Annotated in this window: 14 protein-coding genes; 7 read left to right on the top strand and 7 right to left on the bottom strand. The window is 65.4% G+C overall.

Annotation, left to right across the window (positions count from 1 at the left end; all coding sequences use genetic code 11):
* Positions 1-155: 155 nt before the first annotated feature.
* The 6 genes from C7I85_RS08765 to C7I85_RS08740 form a co-directional block, all read right to left on the bottom strand.
* Positions 156-1,433 carry a cysteine desulfurase-like protein gene (locus tag C7I85_RS08765; protein WP_106723557.1) on the bottom strand — a complete coding sequence of 426 codons (1,278 nt, stop codon included), beginning with the start codon at positions 1,431-1,433 and terminating at the stop codon, positions 156-158.
* 74 nt (positions 1,434-1,507) lie between these two features.
* A complete protein-coding gene (locus tag C7I85_RS08760; protein WP_106723556.1) occupies positions 1,508-2,185 on the bottom strand; it encodes an amino acid ABC transporter permease in 678 nt (225 codons plus the stop codon).
* Between the two features lie 100 nt (positions 2,186-2,285).
* On the bottom strand, positions 2,286-3,077 hold the full coding sequence (locus tag C7I85_RS08755) for an ABC transporter substrate-binding protein (protein ID WP_106723555.1): 792 nt from the start codon (positions 3,075-3,077) through the stop codon (positions 2,286-2,288).
* Between the two features lie 104 nt (positions 3,078-3,181).
* Positions 3,182-4,321, bottom strand: a complete 1,140-nt coding sequence (locus C7I85_RS08750; protein ID WP_106723554.1) for an aminotransferase class V-fold PLP-dependent enzyme — start codon at positions 4,319-4,321, stop codon at positions 3,182-3,184.
* Positions 4,322-4,647: 326 nt separating this feature from the next.
* Positions 4,648-5,340, bottom strand: coding sequence for a GntR family transcriptional regulator (locus C7I85_RS08745; RefSeq protein ID WP_106723553.1), 693 nt, complete (start codon positions 5,338-5,340; stop codon positions 4,648-4,650).
* Positions 5,341-5,450: 110 nt separating this feature from the next.
* Positions 5,451-6,167: a fumarylacetoacetate hydrolase family protein gene (locus C7I85_RS08740; protein ID WP_245444852.1), complete on the bottom strand. Its 717-nt coding sequence runs from the start codon at positions 6,165-6,167 to the stop codon at positions 5,451-5,453.
* Between the two features lie 404 nt (positions 6,168-6,571).
* Here C7I85_RS08740 and C7I85_RS08735 point away from each other — a divergent pair, with 404 nt between their 5' ends.
* The 4 genes from C7I85_RS08735 (at position 6,572) to C7I85_RS08720 (ending at position 11,975) form a co-directional block, all read left to right on the top strand.
* Positions 6,572-7,924, top strand: a complete 1,353-nt coding sequence (locus C7I85_RS08735; protein ID WP_106723551.1) for an 8-oxoguanine deaminase — start codon at positions 6,572-6,574, stop codon at positions 7,922-7,924.
* A gap of 82 nt (positions 7,925-8,006) precedes the next feature.
* The gene (locus tag C7I85_RS08730; RefSeq protein WP_245444851.1) at positions 8,007-9,350 is read left to right on the top strand and encodes a uracil-xanthine permease family protein; all 1,344 of its coding nucleotides are present in this window, start codon (positions 8,007-8,009) and stop codon (positions 9,348-9,350) included.
* A 313-nt stretch (positions 9,351-9,663) separates the two neighbouring features.
* The gene (locus C7I85_RS08725; protein WP_245444850.1) at positions 9,664-11,358 is read left to right on the top strand and encodes a SulP family inorganic anion transporter; all 1,695 of its coding nucleotides are present in this window, start codon (positions 9,664-9,666) and stop codon (positions 11,356-11,358) included.
* Complete coding sequence (locus tag C7I85_RS08720) at positions 11,355-11,975, top strand: ParB-like protein (RefSeq protein ID WP_106723549.1); 621 nt, start codon at positions 11,355-11,357, stop codon at positions 11,973-11,975. The genes C7I85_RS08725 and C7I85_RS08720 overlap by 4 nt, the downstream gene beginning before the upstream one ends.
* 25 nt (positions 11,976-12,000) lie before the next feature.
* Here C7I85_RS08720 and C7I85_RS08715 read toward each other — a convergent pair whose 3' ends face one another.
* The gene (locus tag C7I85_RS08715) at positions 12,001-12,429 is read right to left on the bottom strand and encodes a CAP domain-containing protein (protein ID WP_106723618.1); all 429 of its coding nucleotides are present in this window, start codon (positions 12,427-12,429) and stop codon (positions 12,001-12,003) included.
* Between the two features lie 415 nt (positions 12,430-12,844).
* Between C7I85_RS08715 and C7I85_RS08710 the strand changes: the two genes are divergently transcribed.
* The 3 genes from C7I85_RS08710 to C7I85_RS08700 are packed head-to-tail and all read left to right on the top strand — an operon-like array spanning position 12,845 to position 18,086.
* On the top strand, positions 12,845-13,924 hold the full coding sequence (locus C7I85_RS08710) for an efflux RND transporter periplasmic adaptor subunit (RefSeq protein ID WP_428832836.1): 1,080 nt from the start codon (positions 12,845-12,847) through the stop codon (positions 13,922-13,924).
* A complete protein-coding gene (locus C7I85_RS08705; protein WP_106723548.1) occupies positions 13,921-14,997 on the top strand; it encodes an efflux RND transporter periplasmic adaptor subunit in 1,077 nt (358 codons plus the stop codon). The genes C7I85_RS08710 and C7I85_RS08705 overlap by 4 nt, the downstream gene beginning before the upstream one ends.
* Entirely contained in the window at positions 14,994-18,086 is a 3,093-nt protein-coding gene (locus tag C7I85_RS08700) for an efflux RND transporter permease subunit (protein WP_106723547.1), read from the top strand. Before C7I85_RS08705 ends, C7I85_RS08700 begins: the two co-directional genes overlap by 4 nt.
* Positions 18,087-18,114: the final 28 nt, after the last annotated feature.

The following is an 18,114-nucleotide window of genomic DNA, read 5'->3' as shown; positions in this document are numbered from 1 at the left end:
GCCCAGGGCGAGACGGCTTTCGCTACCTCGCCCCAAGCTTTTGTCTTTGAGCTTTAGAGCGAGATGGCTTTTCCTTGAATCGCCATCTCGCTCTAACCTTTTGTTTTTGAAGCATGATCTTGTCCGAAAAGTCTGCAACTTTTCGGGATCATGCTTTAGGAATGACGGGCGATCAGTTCCTTCAGCGCCTTCTCGAAGCGGTGGATTTCCTCGATCGTGTTGTAGTGCACGAGCGAGAGGCGCACCGCGCCGCTGTCCATGCTCAGGCCGAGGCGGGCCATGAGGCGCGGCGCATACATGTGGCCGTCGCGAATGCCGATCTGCATCTCGGACATCTCTTCGGCGATCATCTGCGGCGACAGCTTGCCGATGTTGAAGCAGAAGGTCGGCACGCGCTCGTCGATGCGGGCTTCGTCGTCGACGCCATAGATGGTGGCGCCGCAATCCTTCAGCACGCGCATCATCTCGCGGGCGAGGTAGAGCTCATAGGCGCGGATGGCGCCCATGCCGGCGACGATGTTTTCGCGGCGCGACAGGTTGTTGGACGGCGCGAAGTTGCGGCCGACCGATTCCAGATACTGCACCGCCGCATCCATGCCGGCGACGTTCTCGTAGATGAAGGTGCCGGCCTCGACCTTGTAGGGCGGCTCATCGGGGATGAAATCCTCGCGGAAGGTGGGCAGGCGCTTCAGCGTCTCGAAGCGGCCCCACAGGAAGCCCATGTGCGGCGAGAAGTTCTTGTAGCCCGAGCAGACGAGATAGTCGCAATCCCAGGCCTGCACGTCGATGAGGCCGTGCGGGCCGTAGTGGACGCAGTCGAGGAACACTTCGGCGCCGGCGGCATGCGCGATCTCGGCCACCGAGGCGACGTCGACGATCGAGCCGATGGAATGCGCCGTGACCGTGCAGGCGACGAGGCGGGTGCGCTCGCCGACCAGCGGGCGCAGGTCGTCGACATGCAGGTTGCCGTCCTCGCGCATGCGCCACCACTTGAACTTGGCGCCGGCCGATTCCAGCGCCAGCCAGGTGGCGATGTTGGCGTCGTGGTCCATGTCGGTGATGATGATCTCGTCGCGCTCACCCAGCATCTGGCCGATACCGAGGCTGACCAGGCGGATGAAGGACGTGGCGTTCATGCCGAAGCAGATTTCGGCCGGGCTGTAGGCGTTGATGAGCAGCGCCACGCTCTCGCGCGCCTCGGCGACCGACTGGTCGACCTTGACGCTGCGGCCATAGCGGCCGCCGCGCTGGACGTTGTGGCCGACGAGGTGGTTCTGCACTGCTTCGAGAACGCTCTGCGGGATCTGGGCGCCGGCGGCGTTGTCGAAGAAGATGAAGTCGCCGGCCTTCTGCAGCGCCGGGAACATGGCGCGCACCTGGTCGACCGGGAACGACGCGGCGTCGGCGGGCTCGATGGGGCGATGCTGGGTCATGAAAAGATGCTTTCTGAGGTCGAGTTGGGTCGCGCGGCGCGGACGCCGCGGGGGTTCTGCATGGGATTGAGGGTTCAGCTTCTTCCGTAGGCGCGCTTGCTGCGTGCTTCGAGATAGCTGACGAGGCGGACCAGCGGCCACAGGAAGGCCAGGTAGATGATCGCCGCCCCGATGAGCGGGGTGGGGTTGGCCATCAGCGCCTGCGCGTCGGTGGCCTGCTTCAACAGGTCGGGCATGGCCACGACCGAGGCGAGTGCCGTGTCTTTGTAGACCGAGACGCAGTTCGAGGTGAGCGGCGGCACGACCACGCGCAGCGCCTGCGGCAACACCACCTTGCGCAGCGCCAGCCAGAAGGGCAGGCCAAGTGCTGCCGCCGCCTCGAACTGGCCGCGCGGGATGTTCTCGATGCCGGCGCGGCAGACTTCGGCGGTGAAGGCCGCGAGCACCATCGACAGCGCGATCGTGGCCGAGGCGAAGGACGACAGACGGATGCCGACGAAGGGCAGCGCGTAATAGATGAGGATCAGCACCACCAGGATCGGCAGGGCGCGGAACACGTCGACATAGAAGACCGCCACCATCTTGAGCGGACGCGGCCCGTAGAGACGCGCCAGGCAGACCAGCTGGCCGACGATGCAGCCGAAGAAGATGCTGGCACAGCCGAGCAGAACGGTGTTGCCGAGCCCGCGCAGCAGGATCGGGAAGGATCTGACCAGGATGTCCCAGTTGAAGAAGGTATTGATCAGTTCCATGGACGAGGCCCGCTAAGAAAGAAACCCGCCGGCCGACCGGCGAGCGGTAGGATAAAGACCGGAAGCGCCGGCGCAACCGCACCGGCGCTTCTGGCTCGGTTTATTCCGCCTTCGGCAGCGGCATGACCTTGATGGTGCTGGTCTCGGGGTCGGCGTCGGCCTGGAACCACTTCTTGTGGATCTCGGCCAGGGTGCCGTCTTCCTTCATAGCCGAGATCGCGTCATTGGCCTTCTCGACCAGCGGATGATCCTTCTTGGCCATCATGGCGAAGCGTTCACCGGTCGGAATGCGGACGAGGACCTTCAGGCCCGGGATCTTGGTCATGGCATACTGGAAGCCTGCCAGCTCACCCGCGCCGCCTTCGATACGGCCGTTCTGCACCTCGAGCAGCAGGTCCTGCTGCGAAGCGTAGCTCTTGACCTCGGCGATGCCGAGCTTCTCGGCGTTTTCCTTGGCCCAAGCTTCGCCCGTGGTGGCGGCGACGACGCCGATGGTCTTGCCCTTCAGGTCTTCCAGCGTGGTGACGGTGGAATCTTCCTTGCCGACCACGGTGCCATCGCTGTCGTAGTAAGGCTGGGTGAAGGACTGGTTCTGCAGGCGCTCATTGGTGATCGAGATCGACGAGATGGCGAAATCGATGCGGCCCGAGCTGGTGCCGGCGAACAGAGCCTGGAAGCCCATGTCCTGGAACTCGACTTCCATGCCGAGGCGCTTGCCGACTTCATTGGCGACGTCGACTTCGTAGCCTTCGAAGTCACCGGCATCGGTCTTGAATTCCCACGGCGGATTGGCCGGATAGGCACCAACCGTGATCGTGTCGGCGAAGGTCGGCGCCATGAAGGCAAAGCCGGCCGCCACCACCATTCCCATTAGACTCAAGCGCTTGAGCATTTTCACTCCCTCTATGTAGCCACACAACGTGGCGCCCTAAACTTCCACCTCTTCCAGCGTCCCGTTGCCCGGACGCTGCAGGCGGGGGATGCCTGAAACCTTCCCTATGAAGCGCGCCGCTCGCGCCAGCCGATCCTCCGCTCGAGGCCGCAGAACAGCGCCTCGACCGCATTATCGCAAGTGACGGTGCCCGGCGAGAGCCGGAGCGTGGAGCCACGCGCATCGCAATAGAGCTTTTCCGCGCGCAGTTCCGAGACAAGGCGAGGCGCATCCACGCCTTCCGGCAAAGTCAGCATGACGCTGCCGCCGCGCTCGCGCTCGTCGGTCGGCGAGGCCACCGCCCAGCCATTTTCCAGCGCGCGCTCGATGATGCGCTCGGTAAGCACCAGGTTGTGCGCGCGGACGGCATCGATGCCGGTGCGCATGACCCATTCCAGCCCCGGCAGCGAAGCGACGCTGGCAAGGATCGCCGGCGTGCCGTGGTCGAAGCGGCGTACATCCGAGGCGTAGGTGAACTTGTCGAGATCCCAGGAGAAGGGATTTTCCTGGCTGAACCAGCCTCGCAGTTCCGGCTCGCAAGCTGCGAGCAGTTCGGGCCGCACATGCAGGACGCCGGCACCGGAGGTGCCGCACAGCCATTTCAGCGAGGAGGAGACGACGAAGTCGACGCCCGTTTCAGGCACGGTGAAGGGCGCCACGCCGACGCCCTGGGTGATGTCGACGCCGACGATGGAGCCCATGCGGCGGCCATGCTCTGCAAGGCGCGCGACGTCGCAGCGGTGCGAGGCAGTGGAGGTGACGAAAGTCAGCAGCGCGACGCCGACATCCGCCCCCCAGCGGGCGCTGACGTCCTCATCACGCACCCAGGTTTCGCCGGGGCGCAGCGGCACGGTGTCGAGCACGAAGCCAAAACGCTCGGCAAGCTTTGCCAGCAGGAAATGCAGGCTCGGGAAACAATCGCCGGCAACGAGGAAGCGACGGCCCTTCAAATGCGCCTCCGGCAGGGCGCCAATGAGGCTGTAAAGCGCGGTGGTGACGTTTTCGGCGGTCGTCAGCGAGCCGGCCGGCACGTCGATCAGCTTGCTCCAGGCGTCGACGAAGCGCTGGCGGGCGGCCATGGCCGCAGGCCACTGGCCATCATCCTTAGCCGACCAAACCGACGAAAAGTCCGACAAGGCGGCCGCCATCGCCTCAGCCTTGCCTGGAAAGGTGCCGATCGAGTGATAAAGAAAATAGCCAGACAATGCTCACTCCCTGCCTTGTGATCATGTGATCATAAAATCCGATCCAGATCAACCGAGGCCGGGCGAACATTTTTCGGGAGCCCCCAGGGGCTGACAGTTATCCCGTTCCTGGATGTGAAAATTGGCGAGAATTGAGCGGGCCCTTCGAGGCTCGCCCAGCGGGCGAGCACCTCAGGATGAGGCCCGTGGCGCATTTTTCGCTTGAAGGGTAGCGCCGTGGCACGCCCCCACCCTCATGGTGAGGTGCGGAGTGGAGCGAAGCGAAACGAAGCCTCGAACCACGAGGGTGGCTCCAGCTGTCTTTTCGTCCTATCCGCCAATCCGGCCTACGGCACGTCCGGGCAGATGCCGCGCAGGGTTTCCTGCGTGGCGCGGATATCGGCCTCGATCTCGTCGCGGGTGCGGGCAAAATCGCGGTCCTTCAGCGCCGCGATGATTGCCGTGTGGCGGCCGGAGGGCTCCATGACACCGGCCTTCATCGACGGCGCGACATGGTGCGAAAGCAGCCGCATGTAGGGGCCGAAGCGCAGCCACAGCGTCTCGATGAGCTGGAACAGCACATCGGAACCCGAGGCGCGGTAGATGATGAAATGGAACTGCTGGTTCTTGCTGATGAGGTCGTAAATGCTGTCGTTGCGGCCTATGTCCTGCTGCTCGGCCACGATCTGCTCGAGCGCGGCTATGTCCGCCGCGGTAAGGCGCGGCGCGCCGAGCTCGGCGGCAAGGCCTTCGACGGCGACACGCGCGCGGCAAAGGTCGTCGAGCCGGGCGAGCGTGACCGGCGGCACGCAGGCCGAGCCATTGGCGGCGATTTCGAGCGCGTTTTCGGCTGCCAGCCGGCGCAGCGCCTCGCGCACCGGCATGTTGCTGGTGCCGAAGGCTTCGGCGAGCGACGCGATGGTCAACGTCTGTGCAGGATCGAAGCGGCCGATCATCAGCGCATGGCGCAGCTGCTGATAGACGCCGTCCTGCACCGTCATGCGCGATGCCACCGGCTCAAATCCAACATCGACTGCCATGCTTCCCTCTTTCCCGGCACGCGTAGGGGCGCAATCGCTGCCTCCCGCGACTCCGCGCCCGCCTGTGATCATCTGATCACAGTTTCAGGTCATCGCCAAGCGTGTTGAGATCAGGCCGGCTCGCCGATGGTGACGTCGAGCGGCGGCAGGCCGGCGATCTCGCCCACCAGCCGGTTGCCCGGTACCACAGCACCGACGCCGGCGGGCGTACCGGTGAAGATAAGATCGCCGGCACCGAGACGGTAGAAGCGCGAAACATGGGCGATGACGTCACCCACCGGCCAGATCATCTCGGAAAGGTCGCCGTCCTGCTTCGCAGCACCATCTACCGACAGCGCGATGCGCCCTCGGGCCGGGTCGAAGCCGGCGGCGGCGGCCTTTGCCGCCGAGACCAGGCGCCCGGTCGGCGCGGACTCTTCGACATTCTTGGCGACATCCCATGGCCGGCCGAGATCCTTGGCGGCCGACTGCAGGTCGCGGCGGGTCATGTCGAGGCCGACGCCATAGCCCCAGACGGCCTTCATCGCTTCATTCGCATCCACCCGGAAGGCGGGCGCGCCGAGCGCCACGACCAGTTCGACCTCGAAATGGTAGCTCTGTGTCTCGGACGGATAGGCGATGCGGCAGGCATCGGCGGGGTCGGCGTTCACCGCCGTCTCGGCCCATTTCGTGAAGAAAAACGGCGGCTCGCGGTCGGGGTCCTTGCCCATTTCGCGGGCATGGGCGGCATAGTTGCGGCCGATACAAAACACCCGCCGCACCGGAAAATCGTCGCCGTCGACGGTCTTGAGGAAAGTCGCCGCTGCGGGTTCGAACACTGTTGCCACGGATTGTTCCTGCGTCAGTATGCGGCCCTCGCCGCTTTGCCTCCGTTTAAGCTGCTTCGCCAAACAGTTCCAGCCATGCGCCGGGGATTTCGAAAGCGGGCTCGGCCAGCAGGCAACGGCTGGCGCCCCTCCACATGAAAATAATTTGACAGCAGGGAAAATATCGGATTGCATCGACGGTGCTTGGCGATGCGTTGCGGGTTTCCGCAGCCGTCTCAGGCACGGCATCGGCAAGCTGATCGGCGGCCGGACCGGCAAGGCATAGCAGAGCAAGCCCGCTCAACCTTTTACAGTCGATGACGATCCGGAGTTCGCACCTCCAGGGACAGGGCTCATAGCGCGAAGGCGGCGAAGACCGCGCCTTCGGGACCGCATGGGAACCAGACCTGGAAGGACGACGACGTATGACTGTAGACCTGCTTGTCCGCGATGCGCATGTTTATGTGGATCGCGGCTGGGAAGTGGCCGGCGGCTGGGTGGCCATCAAGGGCAACCGGGTGCATGCCATCGGCAAGCCCGGCGAGGAGCCGGAGGCCAAGCGCACCATCTCGGCGCGCGGCCGGCTGGTGACGCCGGGCCTGATCAACGCCCACCACCACATGTACCAGAACCTGACGCGCTCCTACGCGCCTGTGACCAACGGCACGCTGTTCGAGTGGCTGACCGGGCTTTACCCGCTGTGGGCCGATCTCGACGAGGAGTCGGTCTATCTCTCGACCTATATCGCGATGGCCGAGCTTTTGATGGGTGGCTGCACCACCTCGATGGACCATATGTATGTCCATCCAAAGCCCTTCCTGATCGATGCGCAGTTCCGCGCCAGCACCGACATCGGCTTCCGCTTCTATGCCACGCGCGGCTCCATGACCCGCTCGGTGGAGGACGGCGGCCTGCCGCCGAAATCGGTGGTGCAGGATGAGGAAACCATCCTCGCCGACAGCGTGCGGCTGGTCGAAAAATACCACGACGCTTCCGCCGGCTCGATGACGCGCGTGGCGCTGGCGCCCTGCTCGCTGTTCTCGGTCACCGAGCGCATCATGTCGGAATCGGCGCGGCTCGCCGAGAAATATGATCTCAGGCTGCACACGCATCTGGCCGAAGACCCGCAGGAGGACATCTACTGCGCCGAGGTCTATGGCTGCACGCCGACCGAATATTTCGAGCGCGTCGGCTGGGCGAGCAACCGCTCCTGGGTGGCGCATTACATCTATCCTTCGGATGACGAGATCGGCCGGCTGGCCCATGCCGGCGTCTGCACCGCGCAATGCCCCTGCTCCAACATGCTGATCGGCGGCGGTGCTGCCGACGCCATGGGCCTGCGCGCCCGCGGCATGATGGTGGGGCTGGGCTGCGACGGCTCGGCCTCTACCGACCACGCCTCGATGTGGCTGGAGTCGCGCACCGCGCTGCTGCTCGGCCGCTTCCGCAACGGCCCGAATTCCATGTCGGCGCGCGATGCGCTCGACATCGCCACGCGCGGGGGCGCGGCCTGCCTGGGCTGGGAGGACGAGATCGGCCATCTGCGGCCGGGCGCCTGCGCCGACCTCGTGATCTGGGAAATGTCCGACATCGCGCTTGCCGGTGCGCATACCGACCCTGTCGAAGCCTGGCTGCGCTGCGGTCCAGCAACCGCAGGCACTACGATCGTCAACGGCAAGGTGCTGGTCGAGAACAGCCGGCCGACCATGGCCGGGCTGAACGACGTGCTGCGCGAACACGCCAGGCACGCCCGCCGCATCCAGCGGCTGGCCGCCTGACCGCCTGCCGGCCACGCGCCGGCAGGAACTCCAAAACAACAATTACCAAACCGCACGTCTGCTTCTTGGAGGAGGAAGTATCATGGCCGGTCTGATGGACGTCCCATTGCAGGGACACCACGATCAAATCTCGCAAATCAGCACCATCGGGGATGTCGAGGAGATCATCCCCGCCAAGCGAAGGGTAGCGCTGGGCCTGCAACAGGCCCTCGTCTCCAATGCCTGGCTCGACCCGATCTTCATCGCCTCTGTGGCCGGGTTCTCGGCCACGCTGGCGACCAATCTGGTGACGGCGACATTCCTTGCCGCCGGCGTCGTCACCGTGCTGCAAAGCACCAGGCTGGTGCGCCTGCCGGTCGTGCAGGGACCGTCCTCGGCCTTCTCGCCGCTGGCGATCGGCTATTACAAGGCCGGCACCATCTCGGCAGCCAGCCTCGGCCTGATCATCGGCGCGGCGCTGGTGTTCCTCGCCGCGATCGGCGGCCAGCTCGCGCGTCTGCGCCGGCTGCTGTCACCGGCGGTTTCGGGCACCATCATCACGCTGGTGGGCATCGCGCTGGCGGGCTTCACCTTTCAGGAGTTCTTCGGCGGACCGGGCATGCCGACTTATGGCACGGGCTCCAGCCTGCTGCTTGCCTGCGTGACAACCTGCGCCGTGCTGATCTGCTCGGCGCTCGGCGGCAATTTGCGTATGTTCGGCTTCCTGATTGCGCTGGTCATCGGTGATGCGCTCGCGCTTTCGCTGGGCCTTCTGGACTTTTCCAGCGTTGGCGATGCGCCGTGGATCGCCTTCCCGAAACTCTTGCCCTATGGCGCGCTGCAGTTTGACGCCGGCATCACGATCACCATGTGCATCGTCTTCCTCGTCGCGGTCGTCGAGGCGATGGGCATGTATGAGGCGACCGCAAAACTCACTGGCCAGGAGCTAACCGACCGCCGCGTCAACATGGGCATCGCCGGCGAGGCGGGCGGCTCGATGCTGGCAGCCCTCATCGGCGGTTTCGGCACCACGGCTTACGCGCAAAACCTCGGCGTGGTGAAGATGACGGGCGTCGCCAGCCGGCACGTGGTGCGGGTGGCCGGCATCATCTTCATCGTCCTTGCCTTCCTGCCCAAGGTGGCGGCGTTGCTGGTGGCCACGCCGGCTTCCGTCGTCGGCGGCCTGTTCCTGCCGGCTGCGGCAACCGTGATCATGACCGGCATCCAGCTCGCAAGCCAGGAACGCGGCTCGGCGGTGAAGAACCTCGTGGCGCCGCTCGGTCTGATGGCCGGCCTCGGCATTCCGGCGTTGGCGAGTTCCTTCGCCAGCAGCCTGCCGGCAATCGTCGCCGAGATGGCGGGACACTCCATCGTGGTCGGCGCGGTGGTGGTGATGCTGGCCGAGATCATCCTGGTGCGACTGCCGGACAGGCTGGCAACTCGCTGAATGGGGGCTGTTGTGGCTGAGGCGGGGATCGTTTGTTTCCCCGTCTTGGACGCACCGGGAAAATTCGACGCGATCTTTGCCCGCTTTCCGAAAAAGCGTCGCCCGCGTCTAGATTGAACGGGCGCGAGCGACGCAACCCACCGGCGTCGTCGCGCGTTGAAGCGCTGGTTGGAACCCACTAGACTGGCGGCTCCGCATCCCGGCAACTGGCCTGGGGTGCGGTTTCCGCTGGGGATCAGCGCACATGGCAAGAGGTGACGCTCAAGACGGGACCGTATCGCCAAACGGCAGGCCCCGACTGTTGTTTGGCGCCATGCGCGGATGGAGCTGGCGTGATTTCGGCAGCGACGCCATAGCCGGCCTGACGCTGGCGGCAATCGCCATTCCCGAGCAGATGGCGACCGCCCGGCTCGCCAACCTTTCGCCAGAGCTTGGGTTCCTTGCCTTCATCGCCGGCGCCGTGGCTTTCGCCATCTTCGGCGCCAGCCGCTACCTGTCGGCAGGCGCGGACTCGACGATCGCGCCGATCTTTGCCGGCGGCCTGGTGCTGATCGCGGCGTCCGCTTCGCCGCACTACGCGGCCCTTGCCGCCGCGCTGGCGCTGATGGTGGGAATTATCGTCTGCCTTGCCGGCATATTCCGCATGGGCTGGGTGGCCGATCTATTGTCCGTGCCCGTCACCGCCGGCTTTCTCGCCGGCATTGCGGTCCACATCGTCATCTCGCAATTGCCCGACCTGCTCGGGCTGCCGCCGGGCAGCGGCAGCGTCTTCCAGCGCGTCGCCGCCATTTGGACCGGGTGGCCGCAAGTGAACCTCGCAAGCCTGGCGCTGGGGCTCGGGGTCTTCCTGCTGGTGATCGTCTGCGAGCGGATCAGCCCGCGCATTCCGGGCGCGCTGATCGCGATAGCGCTGGCGACGCTTGCTGTGGTGGCCTTCGGCCTCGAGCAGCACGGCGTCAAGGTTTTAGGCCCCTTGCCCGGAATGCACCCGGGCTTTGCCTTCGGCACGCTTTCGCCGGACGACCTGAGGACGCTCGTGCCGATGGCCCTGCTGATTTCGGTGGTGATAATGGTGCAGACCGCGGCCACCACCCGCTCCTTCCCGCCTCCGGGTGACGAGAGCCCGGACGTCAACCGCGATTTCGTCGGCGTCGGCGCCGGCAATCTGCTCGCCGGCCTGGCCGGGGCCTTTCCCGTCGACGCCAGCCCGCCGCGCACCGCGATCGTGGCCGCGACGGGCGGGCGCTCGCAGGTGGGCGGCCTGGTTGCGGCGGCGATCGTGCTGGTGCTTGCGCTGTTCGGCGGAACGCTGCTAACCCACGTGCCGCAAGCGGCCCTTGCCGGCATCCTGCTGTTTGTCGCCCTGCGCATCCTGCGTTGGCAAACCTTTGCCGAGACGCTGCGCGAGGCCCGCGGCGAGTTTGTCCTGATCTTCATCACCGCGCTTGCGCTCGTTGCCCTGCCGATCGAAATCGGCGTCGCCATCGGCATCGGCATGTCGCTGCTGCTTGGCATCTGGAGCATGACGCAGGCGAGCGCCATCGAGCTCGAGCGGGTTCCCGGCACCTCGATCTGGTGGCCACCGGTCAATGCGCTCAAGGCCGAGTGTGTGCCGGGCGTGCTGGTGGTTGGCTTCCAGGCTCCGCTTTCCTTCGTCAATGCCGAGAAATTCAAGCAGGGGTTTCGCGCCCTGGTCGACGCGCGCGCGGGCGAATTGAAGCACGTCGTGCTGGAGGCAAGCAGCATCATCGCCATCGACTTCACCGCCGGCGGCGTGCTCAAGGACATGATCGCCTACTGCCGCCAGCAAGGCGCCACATTTTCCATCGCCCGGCTGGAATCGGTCAGGGCGCAGGCGGCGCTCGATCGCTTCGGCATCTCCGGTGACCTCGGCCCCGATCAGATATTCCGCAGCGTGGAAAATGCCATCGACGCGCTGCCCGACCAGCGGAACGCCTCCGCGCCCATGCACGCTGCGACAGGGCAAAAAAAGGAGTCTTCGTCATGACAGTCGAGATGAAACCTATGGTGAAGCCCGTTCCGGTGGAGGAACTGCGCCCGACACAGATGACCGTCGGCTATCGGGAAGTCGAACTGAAGCGAAAGGAGATTCGCAACCTCACCGACAAGAAGGCCGGCACGTTCCTCGGCCACCACTTCATTCCGGCCGTGCTCGGCCCCAAGGGACGCTATCACATCGTCGACCACCATCACCTTGCCCGCGCGCTCCATGAAGAGGGCGTGAAGGAGATATTGATAACCGTGATCGCCGATCTTTCAGCGCTGAAGAAAGAGCCCTTCCTGGTCTTCATGGACAACCGGGCCTGGCTGCATACCTTCGATGCAGCAGGCAAGCGGCGAAATTTCTCGGACCTGCCCAAATCGATAAAGGACCTGGCCGACGATCCCTATCGCAGCCTTGCAGGCGAGGTGCGGCGGCAGGGCGGTTACGCCAAGAACAACGTGCCCTTCAGCGAGTTCATGTGGGCCGACTACTTCCGGCACAACATTTCAGCTGGCGAGGCCGAGGACGATTTCGACAAGGCCATGAAACAGGCGATGAAGCTCGCCAAGGCCACGGAGGCGAGCTTCCTGCCCGGCTGGTGCGGGCCGCAGGACGACTAGGGTCGAAACTGGGCCGAGGCGCGCATTAACGCCCCAGCACCAGCGCCCAATATTTGCGGTCGCTGCCATTGCCTTCGCGGACATAGGCCAGGCCGTATTTGCTGAAGCGGGGATCCAGCATGTTGCGCCGGTGGCCAGGCGAGTTCATCCACATGGAGAACAGCTTAGCCATGTCCATCTGCCCCTGGGCGATGTTTTCGGCGGCCGCGCCCTGGACCCCGTTGTTCCTCATGCGCGAGGCAAAGTCCTTGCCCCACCCGGTGGTGTGCGACATGCGCCCGGCGCTGGCCATGTAGCCGGCCTGCTGCAGGGCGGCTTTCTCAAGCGTCGTATCGGCAGTCATCCGAGTCAGCCCGTTGCTCTTTCGAATATCGGCAAGATAGGCGTCGGCAGAGGCCGAAGCCCCTGCCCCCTGGCCCGGCACTATTTTTGCAGTCTGGCATGCAGCAAGCATCAACACGGCGCAGAGCGCTGCGCCCTTGAGAAAACCCTTGGTCACTTTCTAACGTCCACCCTTGATCATCATAAGCTCACGCCGGCGAGCCGGCCGAGAGCCAAATCGTGGGGCCGTGTGGCTGCCAATCTCGTCAAGAATATGCCCGGCGAGGCTGACGAAGCGTCTTTCGATTGGCGCGGTCGCGCAGCCCCTCGGGCCGACGCTATCGTCAGGCAACTGTTGAAGATCGGAGCGAAGATGCTAACCTCTTCGGCAACTTCGATTTTCGTCCGACGCAGCGCGCCTTCGAAACTCTCGGCTGGCGTTTCAAACGTCGAATGTCGATGGGGGAATGATGAAGGGCAGTGCAGGTCTCCGGTCGAGGCGATTCTCGCACCGCGCAACGCATTGCCGGCGAAAGCCGCTCGCCACGGTGGGCCGATTGCGCCTCGGCATTGCCGCGCTCGGTATTTGCGCCCTGATTGCAGGCTGCCAGAGGCAGGAAGAAACACCCGAACCCTTGCCGCTGATGGTTCGCGCGCAGAAGGTCGAGATTGCCGACTATGCGCCGACGGCCTCGCTCACCGGCGTGATCGCGGCGCAGACGCTGGACAATCTGTCCTTCCGGGTCGGCGGGCGCGTTGCCCAGCGGATGGCCGATGTCGGCCAGCACGTGGACAAGGGTACGGTGCTGGCGCGGCTCGATCCGCAAACGCAGCAATCTGACCTGACCGCCGCGCAGGCTAATCTCGACGCCGCACAGGCACAATTGCGGCAGGCGAGCGCGGCGTTCGACCGGCAGAAGAAGCTTCTGGGCCAGGGCTTCACGACGCGGCGCGACTATGACCAGGCCGACCAGAGCATGCGCACGGCGCAGGCCTCGGTTCAGGGCGCGGAAAGCCAGGTTGCCAACGCCAAGGAAAACCTCTCCTTCACCGAGTTGCGGGCTGGCGTATCGGGCGTCATCACAGCCAGGGACGTCGAAGCGGGACAGGTTGTGCAGGCGGCGCAGACCGTGTTCACCATCGCCGAAGACGGCGACCGCGACGCCGTCTTCAACGTGCAGGAGACGCTGGTGGCGAACACGCCGGCAGCACCGCCGGTTACGATCACGCTGCTCTCGAACCCGCAGGTGAAGGCGCAAGGCAAGGTGCGCGAAGTCTCGCCGGTGATCGACCCGGCCTCGGCCTCGGTCCGGGTCAAGGTCGCCATTCCCAACACCCCGGCCACCATGCCGCTGGGCGCTTCGGTGACGGGCTCGATCACCGCCCAGCCGCGCAAGGCCATCATCCTGCCCTGGGAGACGCTGACGGCAAACGACGGCAAGCCTGCCGTCTGGATCATCGATCCGGAAACGCGCCGCGTATCGATGACGCCGGTCGAGGTGCTGGCCTATGATACGGGCATCGTCGTCATCGACAGGGGGCTGGAGCCGGGAGACGTCGTGGTCACCGCAGGCGGGCAGCTGCTGCATCCGGGACAGGCCGTCGAGGTCGCGGAGAACGCCCAATGAACCGGCCCGCACGCACGATCGCGCTGTTGATGCTGCTTGCCCTTGCCGGCTGTTCGGGCGAGCCGGAGCAGGCGCCGGAAATCATCCGCCCGGTTCTTTCGACGGTGATCCAGCCACGCACGAAGCAAGTGCAAGGCTTTGCCGGCACGATCCAGCCGCAGGTCAGCGCGGACTTGGCGTTCCGCATCCTGGGCCGGGTTGTGTCGCGGCCGGTGAATGTCGGCGACCTCGTCAAGAAGGGCCAGACGGTCGCAGCCCTCGATCCCGTTGCGCTGGAGCTTTCCTTGCAGGCGGCCCGCGCCGACCTCTCCAGCGCCGAGGCGCAATTCGCCAATGCCAGCGGCAGCGAGGAGCGCCAGCGTTCGCTGCTGGCCAGCGGCAACACCCCACAGGCGACCTATGACGCGGCAAAGCAGGCGCGCGACTCGGCGCGAGCCAATCTCGAACGCTCCCGCGCCGCTCTCGCCAAGGCCCAGGAAGAGCTTGGCTACGCGCGGCTGTTCTCGGATTTCGACGGCATCGTCACCGCGACCGGCGCCGAGGTCGGCCAGACCGTCTCGCCCGGGCAGATGGTCGTCACCGTCGCCCGCTCGGATATCAGGGAGGCGGTGTTCGACGTGCCCGAAGACGTCGCAGCCAGCCTGAAGGTGGGCGCGCCGTTCGAGGTGGTGCTGCAGTCACAGCCTTCGATCCGGGCCGAAGGCAAGATCCGCGAGATCGCCCCGCAGGCCGAGAGCGCCACCCGGACGCGGCGCGTGCGGCTGACGCTGACCAACCCGCCGCCGGCCTTCCGGCTCGGCGCGACGATGACGGCGCGCAGGGTGACGGACGTGCCGCCCTCGATCGTGCTGCCGCTCACCGCCTTGCTCGAAAACGACGGCAAGGCCTTCGTCTGGGTGGTCGACCGGCAGTCCTCGACGGTTTCGCTGCACGAGGTGCAGGTCGGCTCGCGCAGCGACGGCATTTTCACGGTCGCGGGTGGACTGGAGCCCGGGGCGCGCGTGGTGACGGCAGGCGTGAACAGCCTGACTGCGGGGCAGAAGGTGAAGATCCCGGAAGGAGAGTCGCAGTGAAGGGCTTCAACCTCTCCGACTGGGCGCTCAGCCACCGCTCGCTGGTCTGGTACTTCATGCTCATCTTCCTGGTGGCCGGGGTCTATTCCTACCTGCATCTGGGTCGCGAGGAAGACCCTAACTTCACCATCAAGACCATGATCATCCAGGCCAACTGGCCTGGCGCCTCGGTCGAGGAGACGATCAACCAGGTCACCGACCGTATCGAGAAGAAGCTGGAGGAGCTCGACAGCCTCGACTACACGCGCAGCATAACCACCGCCGGCCAGACCATCGTCTTCGTCAACCTCAAGCCGACCACCAAGGCCCGCCTCGTCGAACCGACTTGGGTGGAGGTTCGCAACATGATGAACGACATCCGCAGCACCTTTCCCGACGGGGTGCAGGGGCCGTTCTTCAACGACCGCTTCGGCGACGTGTTCGGCAATATCTATGCCTTCACCTCCGACGGGCTGACGCTGCGCCAGCTGCGCGACTATGTGGAGTTGGTGCGCTCGCGCGTGCTGACCGTGCCCGACGCCGGCAAGGTCGAGCTGATCGGCGCGCAGGACGAGGCGATCTATCTCGAATTCTCCACGCGCGAGATCGCCGCACTCGGGCTCGATCAGCAGGCGATCATCCAGAGCCTGCGGGCGCAGAATGCCATCACGCCATCCGGCGTCGTCCAGGCCGGGCCGGAGCGCGTCAGCGTGCGCGTTACCGGCCAGTTCACCTCGGAAGAGAGCCTCAAGCAGATCAATCTGCGCGTGAACGACCGCTTCTTCCGCCTGACCGACGTGGCGACCGTGGTGCGCGGCTATGTCGACCCGCCGACCTCGCTTTTTCGGGTGAACGGCCAGCCGGCAATCGGCCTTGCGATCGGCATGAAGCCCAATGCCAACCTGCTCGATTTCGGCCAGGCGCTGCGGAACGAAATGCAGAAGGTGACCGCGGAGCTGCCCATCGGCGTCGGCATCCATCTGGTCGCCGACCAGCCGGTGATCGTGAAGGAGGCGGTGTCGGGCTTCACCCGCGCCCTGTTTGAAGCGGTCATCATCGTGCTGGTCGTCAGCTTCATCAGCCTGGGCTTGCGCGCCGGGCTCGTGGTGGCGCTGTCGATCCCGCTGGTTCTGGCGATCACCTTCGTGGTCATGGCCTATCTCGGCATCTCGCTGCAGCGCATCTCGCTCGGCGCGCTGATCATCGCGCTCGGTCTCTTGGTGGACGACGCCATGATCGCGGTGGAGATGATGGTGGCGCGGCTGGAGGTGGGCGATTCGCTGCGCAAGGCAGCCACCTTCGTCTACACCTCGACCGCCTTCCCGATGCTGACCGGAACGCTGGTGACCGTCGCGGGCTTCATCCCGATCGGGCTCAACAACAGCTCCGCCGGCGAATACACCTTCACCCTCTTCGTGGTCATCGCGGTTTCGCTTCTGGTGTCGTGGATCGTTGCGGTGCTGTTCGCGCCGCTTTTGGGCGTCACCATCCTGCCGGCCACGATGAAGCAGAAGCACGAAGGCCAAGGCCGCTTCGCCCGGGGCTTTTCGCGCCTCCTGATCGCGTCGGTGCGCCGCTACTGGATCACCATCGGCGCCACCGTCCTTCTGTTTGCGCTTTCGCTCCTCGGCTTTCGCTTCATCCAGCAGCAGTTCTTCCCGCCCTCGGATCGCCCCGAACTGATCGTCGACTGGAACCTGCCGCAGAACAGCTCGATTGCCGAAACGACCGCCGAGATCCAACGCTTCGAGAAGCTGGCGCTCGCCGGCAATCCCGACATCACGCGCTGGAGCTCCTATATCGGCCAGGGCGCGGTGCGCTTCGTGCTGGCCTTCGACGTGCAGCCGGCCAACCCCTATTTCGGCCAGATCGTCATCGTGCCCAAGGACGTGGAGGCACGGGACCGGGTCAAGGCCTCGCTCGAGAAGATACTGCGCGAGCAGTTCGTCGGTACCGACACCTATGTGAAACTGCTCGAACTCGGCCCGCCCGTGGGCCGGCCGGTGCAGTACCGGGTCAGCGGCCCCGACATCCAGACGCTGCGCGCCTTTGCCATGGAGTTCGCCGGCGTCATCGCTCAGAACCGCAGCCTCACATCGCCGACCTATGACTGGAACGAGCCCGGCCGCGTGCTGAAGGTAGATGTCCTGCAGGACAAGGCGCGCCAGCTCGGCATCACCTCGCAGGATATCGCGAGCTCCCTGAACAGCGTGGTCGGCGGCACCACCGTCACCCAGGTGCGCGACGCGACCTATCTCGTCAATGTCATCGGGCGCTCGCGCGAGACCGAGCGCGGCTCGATCGAAACGCTGCAGAGTCTGCAAATCCCGACGGGAAAGGGCGAGCCGATCCCGCTCGCTGCGGTGGCGAATTTCCACTACGACCAGGAGCAGCCGACGGTCATTCGGCGCAGCCGCATACCCACCATCACCGTCAAGGCCGGCATCGTCGGCAACGTCCAGCCGGCAACGGTGGTTAAGCAGCTGGCGCCGGCAGTGAAGGCCTTCACCGACAAGCTGCCCGACGGCTACGGCGTAGCGGTCGCCGGCACGGTGGAGGAAAGCAACAACAGCCAGGCGCCGATCGTGGCGGTGGTGCCGCTGATGCTGTTCATCATGGCGACGATCCTGATGATCCAGTTGCAGAGCTTCCAGCGGCTGTTCCTGGTGGTCGCGGTGGCGCCGCTCGGCTTGATCGGTGTCGTCGCCGCCCTGGTGCCCAGCGGCGCGCCGCTGGGCTTCGTCGCCATTCTCGGCGTGCTGGCGCTGATCGGCATCCTGATCCGCAACTCGGTGATCCTGATCGTGCAGATCGAGGAGCTGGTCACCGAAGGCACCGATCGCTGGTCGGCGGTGATCGAGGCGAGCGAGCACCGCATGCGCCCGATCGCGCTGACCGCGGCGGCGGCGAGCCTTGCACTGATCCCGATCGCCCGCGAAGTGTTCTGGGGGCCGATGGCCTATGCGATGATGGGCGGCATCATCGCCGGCACGGCGATCACGCTGCTGTTCCTGCCGGCGCTCTACGTTGCCTGGTTCCGCCTCGAGGAGCCGGAGGCCGGTGAAGGCGGGCGGCACCCGGCGGCCGAAGCGAACGGCGCGCCGGCCTGACGGCCGCTCGAAAGGAGCGGCCTATTCG

The sequence above is a fragment of the Pseudaminobacter soli (ex Li et al. 2025) genome, from assembly GCF_003012705.1.
Taxonomy (GTDB): Bacteria; Pseudomonadota; Alphaproteobacteria; order Rhizobiales; family Rhizobiaceae; genus Pseudaminobacter; species Pseudaminobacter soli.
This window is presented reverse-complemented; position numbering and strand designations above follow the sequence as displayed.